The sequence below is a fragment of the Mycobacterium sp. genome, assembly GCF_044342925.1.
GTDB lineage: Bacteria > Actinomycetota > Actinomycetes > Mycobacteriales > Mycobacteriaceae > Mycobacterium.
In genome coordinates this window covers 1-6,195 of the sequence record NZ_JBIIOV010000182.1, presented here as the reverse complement: position 1 = coordinate 6,195, position 6,195 = coordinate 1, and the positions used below count along the sequence as shown (strand labels likewise).

At 66.1% G+C, this 6,195-nt stretch carries 9 protein-coding genes; 2 read left to right on the top strand and 7 right to left on the bottom strand.

From position 1 onward, the window contains the following. Nucleotides 1–84: 84 nt before the first annotated feature. The 6 genes from ADBZ6I_RS15265 to ADBZ6I_RS15240 all read right to left on the bottom strand — a co-directional run bounded on the left by ADBZ6I_RS15265 (nucleotide 85) and on the right by ADBZ6I_RS15240 (nucleotide 4,054). Nucleotides 85–729, bottom strand: a complete 645-nt coding sequence (locus ADBZ6I_RS15265; RefSeq protein WP_526385291.1) for a disulfide bond formation protein B — start codon at nucleotides 727–729, stop codon at nucleotides 85–87. After that, nucleotides 729–887: a DUF5993 family protein gene (locus ADBZ6I_RS15260; protein WP_526385289.1), complete on the bottom strand. Its 159-nt coding sequence runs from the start codon at nucleotides 885–887 to the stop codon at nucleotides 729–731. The genes ADBZ6I_RS15265 and ADBZ6I_RS15260 overlap by 1 nt, the downstream gene beginning before the upstream one ends. Before the next feature lie 150 nt (nucleotides 888–1,037). Continuing rightward, nucleotides 1,038–1,958, bottom strand: a complete 921-nt coding sequence (locus ADBZ6I_RS15255) for a glycoside hydrolase family 16 protein (protein WP_526385295.1) — start codon at nucleotides 1,956–1,958, stop codon at nucleotides 1,038–1,040. An 89-nt stretch (nucleotides 1,959–2,047) separates the two neighbouring features. Continuing rightward, nucleotides 2,048–2,317, bottom strand: coding sequence for a hypothetical protein (locus ADBZ6I_RS15250; protein ID WP_526385287.1), 270 nt, complete (start codon nucleotides 2,315–2,317; stop codon nucleotides 2,048–2,050). A gap of 25 nt (nucleotides 2,318–2,342) precedes the next feature. Beyond that, entirely contained in the window at nucleotides 2,343–2,756 is a 414-nt protein-coding gene (locus ADBZ6I_RS15245) for an Rv0313 family protein (protein WP_526385285.1), read from the bottom strand. Nucleotides 2,757–2,824: 68 nt separating this feature from the next. Then, nucleotides 2,825–4,054: a hypothetical protein gene (locus tag ADBZ6I_RS15240; protein ID WP_526385293.1), complete on the bottom strand. Its 1,230-nt coding sequence runs from the start codon at nucleotides 4,052–4,054 to the stop codon at nucleotides 2,825–2,827. A 35-nt stretch (nucleotides 4,055–4,089) separates the two neighbouring features. Here ADBZ6I_RS15240 and ADBZ6I_RS15235 point away from each other — a divergent pair, with 35 nt between their 5' ends. Then, nucleotides 4,090–4,575: a nuclear transport factor 2 family protein gene (locus tag ADBZ6I_RS15235; RefSeq protein WP_526385283.1), complete on the top strand. Its 486-nt coding sequence runs from the start codon at nucleotides 4,090–4,092 to the stop codon at nucleotides 4,573–4,575. Here ADBZ6I_RS15235 and ADBZ6I_RS15230 read toward each other — a convergent pair whose 3' ends face one another. Next, entirely contained in the window at nucleotides 4,576–5,241 is a 666-nt protein-coding gene (locus tag ADBZ6I_RS15230; RefSeq protein WP_526385281.1) for a L,D-transpeptidase family protein, read from the bottom strand. Between the two features lie 143 nt (nucleotides 5,242–5,384). Between ADBZ6I_RS15230 and ADBZ6I_RS15225 the strand changes: the two genes are divergently transcribed. Continuing rightward, nucleotides 5,385–5,921: a hypothetical protein gene (locus ADBZ6I_RS15225; RefSeq protein ID WP_526385279.1), complete on the top strand. Its 537-nt coding sequence runs from the start codon at nucleotides 5,385–5,387 to the stop codon at nucleotides 5,919–5,921. Nucleotides 5,922–6,195: the final 274 nt, after the last annotated feature.

The window sequence follows — 6,195 nt, the reverse complement described above, 5'->3', positions numbered from 1 at the left end:
GGCGGACGGATCTATGCCGCTTTCCCGGTTCTGCGGGAGCCGGACCGACCGCCAATCGGGCGAGACTAACGTCGCGCTGCGCCCTCACTTCCCCGTCAGCTGATCAATCAGCGTGTAGCCCGTCGGATCGTCGGGCAGCACCGCGGCGAAGCCCTCCAGGAAGATGATCGCGACCACGTTCGCGGCGACGACGCCGATGAACAGCCAGATGATGGCCGTCGAGAGCTTCAGCGCCCCACTGCCCGCACGCGGCGCCTGCGGGATGCCCCGCGGCATGAGCGTCAGCATCACCCCGACGTAGAGCATCACGATCGCGAAGGTGACGAACGCCCAGGTGTAGAGGTGCAGGCCCAGGACGGGCTCCCCGTAGCCGGGGTCGCCGGGCTTGATGTGCAAGGCGATCTGGCGCAGCGACACCGTCGCCCCGGCGAGCACACTGATCAGCCCCATCCCGAGGCCTTGGGCGTAGCGGCCGACGGTCAGGGTGCCCCGCCGCGCCTGCATGATGACGAACAGTGCGGCCAGGCAGGACAGGATCATCCCGTAGCGCTGCAGCATGCACAGCGGGCAGGGAAACTCGCCCATGCCGAACTGGATGAAGAACGCGCTCAGCATCACAAAGCAGTACGCGAACACCCAGGCGTGCAGGCCCCAGAAGGTCAGCACACCCCAGGGGCCCTCATGAGAGCGTTCTTCGACCCGCTTCTTCTCGACCACCACCTCGGACATCAGAAGCTCAGATCCAGGACGGAGGTGACGTGGTAGCGGAACAGGCCGAGCATGGCGACCACACCGACGGCCCACAGGGCGATGATCAGTCCGCGTTTGGCGCCGCGCCAGATCAGCAGGGCGATCCCCAAAAGCAGGATCATGATGACAATGTCCACGCGCGAACACTAAGCCGAAGCCGTGCGTCGCGCAGGTTGGTTGCCTAGCTTTTACTTGAAAATGCGAAGGCCCGGCCCACCGGGGCACCGAGTCCTAAAACAGTGAAAGCCCGGGAACTGTGGTCCCGGGCTTTCACTACCAGTCCAGTTCTACGCGGGGAAGATCCGCACCCAGTCGACCAGCATCTGACAGGGGTAGTTGCCCGCGGCTGCGTCCTTGCCGCCTGTTCCGCCGACGGCGATGTTGAACACCGGCTTCATCATGAAACCGGGGTCGTTGAAAGCCCAGTCCTTGATCGAGAACGCCGGCACCTCGAAGTAGGGCTCCATGCCGGGCTCGAAGTCGCGCCAGAACTTCATCCCCGATGTCGTCCAGGTCAACCGCCAGGTGTGCCACAAGTCGTCGACGGGGAACGGCGTAGTCTTGAACGCGGTGCCGTCCAGCCGGGAATGCACGGTGGTGCCCGACGGCCACTCCATGTTGCCGTACCACTCGATGAGGTCGACCTCGCCGCCACGCGGCTTGTTCTCGTTGACCACCCACCAGGCCGGCCATGCGCCGGGGGTGAGGCACTCCATCTTCACCCGCGCCTCGAAGGTGTGGTTGATCGGCGCCGCGAAGTTACCCATCACCTTGCCGCTGGTGTACGTCGTGCGCTGATTCGAGCCGAAGGGATTGCGGGTCGCGCGGATCACGAGATTCCCGTAGCCGTCCAGGAAGACGTTCTGGCGGTCGTCGCGGTAATCGCCCATGTTCTCCGGGCGGTCCCAGAACACCGGCTTCTTGATGTTTTCGCGCTGCCTGGCCACGGTCCACAGCGCCGGGTTGGGCGGGGCGCCGGCCGGGCCGTCGAACTCGTCGCCCATGACGCCGGGGACAGCTGCCGCAGGAGGCGGCGGTGCACCGAAGGGAGCCCCCGGTGGAGGAGGCATCGGAGCAGGTGGCGGCGCGCCCGGAGGCGGGGGCGGGCCAGGCAGGGGCGGCTCCGGATTGGCCAGCGCGTTCGGGGCGGGAACGGCGGCTGCGGCCAGGCCCAGGCCTGCCATGACCATCAAGTTACGACGATCCATCTTCGGCATAGCTCAACACTTTAGATGCCGTCAGTTCCCGAGCAAGAAACGGCATGGTCAACGCCACGCCGCCGCCCCGGCAAACACCGTCAGTTGACCGGGAAGCACACCGCCACGAACGGAATGGGCGGGCAGATCGAAATCGGCGGCAGCGGCGGCGGAGCGGGGGGCGGCGGAGGCGCGTTCCATTGCGCGGGTACCGCCGGCGCAACGACGCAGCTGTCCGTTGGTGCGTCGTAGACGGTGCCGGGGCCGCACTGGGCGGCATTGCCGACCGCCGGCGCCAGCAGCGCCGATCCCCCGAGAGTGACCAGCGCCGCTGGTAGAAGCACTGCTGATCGGGTGAGGCGGGTTTTCATCGGGGTGTTCCTCAGCTTGAAAGTCTCAGTTCGCGTCGTCCGGCTCTGTCGCGCCGTCGGACGAGGGATCGAGCACGCTGACGTCGATGCCGTAGGGCAGGAAACGGACGTTGCGGTTCGGGTCGGTGTTGAGCTTGTTGCCCCGCAGCGCGTCGAGTTCGGTCTTGTAGACCTGCTCGACACGGGCTTTGCCGTCGCTGTCGGTCAGATAGATGGCCCAGACGCCGTCACCGGCTTCGCCCGCGGTCTCCGGCTCCGGCCGCGACTTCGGGGTGGGCTTGGCGAACTGGTCGAAGAGCAAACCGAAGCCGGCGCGCTCCGGTGAGGAGTTGAAGAAACGGCCGACTTGCTCGAAGGCGCTCCGCAGGCCCTCACCCGTCTCGCGAACGACTCGGTCGAATTCGTCGGGGTCGATGCCGAACGGCCCGTTGTTATCCATGCCGTCCAGTGTGCGCTGCGTTTGCTGCCGCTGTCGACGTGTTGGCGGTACGCCCCCAGCGAACGGGACTAAGTGGCGGTTAGCGGCAGGGAGCGTCGCGGCTGGAACTGGAAGGCCGCGCCGTGGCTGACTTTGGTGACCAACACCTCGGGAAGTTCGGTCGCGGCGACGCCGCCGTCGCTGAATTCGGCGGTCCAGTCGGTCTCGGAGCCGGTGACGGTCACTGTCAGGTGCGGGTTGACGGCGGTGGCGATGGACTGCAACGGCTGGGATGCACCGGGACCACACAGGCTGATCCACGCGCCGTCGTCGTGGGCATTCGACGGGTGGACATGGAGGCGGCCGTGGGCGATCTCGGCATCCACGTAGGCCGACGGGTTGAGCAGGGGGTGCATCCGCAACACCTGGGTCAACCCGTCGACGTTGGCGGGGAGTTTGAGGGCGTTGCGGATTCGTTCGGCGGCGACTCCGGCGATCCCGGTGAGCTGCTTGGTGCCGATGGACGTGGCCAGCGCCGCGTCGTCGCCGCAGCGTTTGGTCACGGCGAGGAGGAAGGAGAGGTTCAGCAGATGCATCTGTAGGCACACCTCGTCGGCGATGCGCACCAGCGCCGAGTGGGAGAACGCCCCGAAATCGACATCGGACAGCAGGGGGCCGCTGTAGTCGGCTGCGCCGTCGGCGTCGCGGTCGATGGGCGCTAACTGGCACGTGGCGGCGCGGGTGCCGGCGATGGTGTCCAGCGCCGGAATCGGCTGGGCTTCGGGATGAGAAGGATCGATGACGACGGTCCAGGCGCAGTGCGGATGACGGTCGGCGGGTAGTCGGGGCGGACGGTGGATGGGCCGCACCTGGGCGCGCGGGTTGGTGGCCACCGCGGTGGCGTCGAAGGTGGGGTCCTCGATGTCGTGACACATGCCCCGGACGTAGTCGGGGCCCATCGGTTCGACGTCGAGCAGTGCGCCGCAGTGGTCGAGGTGGAACTGCCCGTGCCATCGGTCGTGGACGGTGTAGCGGAAGTCCATGAATTGCGGCGGTGCGCCAATGTCGAACTGCAGCCCCTTGAAGATGGTGACGACGTCCTCGCCTTCATACCCCAGCGCCTTCTGCATGCGCTTGGTGTAGATCGGGCTGCAACCCGCCCACTCCTCAATGGCGATCTGCACCATCTCCTCGCGCCCGAAAGAGGCTATGCACCAAGCCATTCCGGAACGGTCGATCAGCTGGCCGATCAGCAGCAGCTCCGGAACCAGCACCGCCAACTCAGCGCGCGAAAGATCGGTGTAGCGGCTGCGGGGCAGGCTCACGCCTTCAAACGTAGTCGACATCGACGCTGGTGTGTTGCAATGGCGACATGGGTGACCTGGAGGCGTTCGAGGCGATCAAACGGGTGAAGTACCGTTACCTGCGAGCGCTGGACACCAAGCACTGGGACGCCTTCGCCGACACCCTCACCGACGACATCGTCGGCGACTACGGCTCGTCGATGGGCAAGGAGTTGCACTTCACCAATCGAGCCGAGCTGGTGGAGTTCATGCGCACCTCGATGCCGGCCGGCGTGATCACCGAGCACCGGGTCGCCCACCCGGAAATCACCTTGGACGACAGTGACGAAGCCGAGGGCCGGTGGTACCTGCAGGACCGGGTGATCGTGCCGGCGCACAACTTCATGCTGTGGGGCGCGGCGTTCTACCGGGACCGCTACCGCAAGACCGCGGACGGCTGGAAGATCTGCGCGACGGGATACGACCGCACCTACGAGGTGACCCAGACACTGGACGGCCAGAACGTCACGGTGACGCCCGGGCCGGCGTTGGCCTGATTACTGCTCGGCGATGGCGATCACGGCGCCCGGCTTGAGCCACTTGATGATGTTGGCCAGGGTCGTGTCGTCTAAGGACACGCAGCCCGCGGTGGGGGCGCCGTTGCTGGTGTGGACGAAGAAGGCGCCCCCGTTGCCGGGCACACGTTCCTTGTTGACGCCCATCACGATCGCGTGCGCGTAGGCGGGAATGTAGAGGTTCTCGGTGCCACTGGCCAGTGAGGTGTTGAACGGGCAGTCGGCCTGCTTGCACACCTGCATAGTGTTGTAGGTCGGCCCGTCGGCAGACCACCAGTGGTCCGGCGTGGTCTGCACGTACTGCAGTCCCCCGCCCGGGTTGGGTTCGGTTCCGAACGCGAAGTCCAGGGTGTAGACGCCCATCGGGGTGGCCGGGACGGCATCTTTGGCCTTCGGCGCCAGGCCGGCCGAGCCGACGAAGGCGGGGATGCCGACACCGCCGTCGACGGGCTGCCAGCCGCCCGGTCCGCGCTGCCAGACGTCGATCTTGGCGTTGGAGCCACCGGTGCCGGTGACAGAGAGCACCTGGGCGGCGGTGCCGACCTCAGGGGCGAACCACGGGGTGAACGCGTGGCTGACCGGGGCCGATGCCACGGCGATGGCAGCCGCACTCAAGGCAGCAGTCAGCGAAAACCGGAATCGGCGCATAAGGCCATCGTTGCGGTGGGGTTTGCCGGGGGTCAAGTCAAGGTTGGGCATCGGTTGGGTGTCGGTGGGGGCTGGCAGCCTGGGGTTCCCGGCGGCCCGGCGGTCCGGTGAAATATGCGACTGCGTTCATTTAGCATCCAAAGATGGCGCAAATGCCCTATCGACCCGTGCCCACCGCCCTGCCGCCGTGGACACCCGGCGGGCCCCCGCCTGGCACGTCATCGCGACTTACGGCAGCCGTCATCGCCTTGGCGGTCATTACGCTGCTCGCGCTGGCACTCGCCGCTGCCGCGTGGTTCCGTGCCGCCCCCACGCTTAGGTCAACGCAGAACGTTGACGAGGCGCGGGCGGCTGTGTGTGCCGCGCACAATGACGTCAAGCAGGCACTGGCGGCCGCGACCAATCAACCTGAAGCAAAAGAGCCCGGAAACACGCTGTTGATCGCGGTGAACATCCGGCTGGCCGAGTACACCGGCGCCGACTACCTGTCTCAAACGCTGGCCGCGAACCCTGCCGCGCCGCAGAGCCTCACCGAGCAGGTTGGGAGCCTTGTCGATGCTTTGCGCCGGCTCGCGATTGGCCAGCTCGGCGACAAACCCAAGGACAGTTTGCAACCGATCACCGCAGAGATCGGGGCACTGGCCGACGAGATTTCGAAAGAGTGCGTCGGGCATATCTGACAGGAGGTTCGCGTCGTCATATTTAGCAGAAGTTGTACAAGCAAACATCCACTGGAACGTTTGAACCAGATTCGGCCGCCGGTCCCGGCAAACCCGAATGCAGACAAATTTTGCGCGGGCCCTCAGCAATGAGCATCAAAAGCCCTGCACGCCGGTGGGTGAATAGCGCTCCAACGAGCATCGAGCTAACATCCGGGCATGTCACATGCCCCGTATGAGCCCATCCCGCAAGCCCCGCCGCAGTGGGCTCAGCAACCAGTTCAGCCGGGCCGAG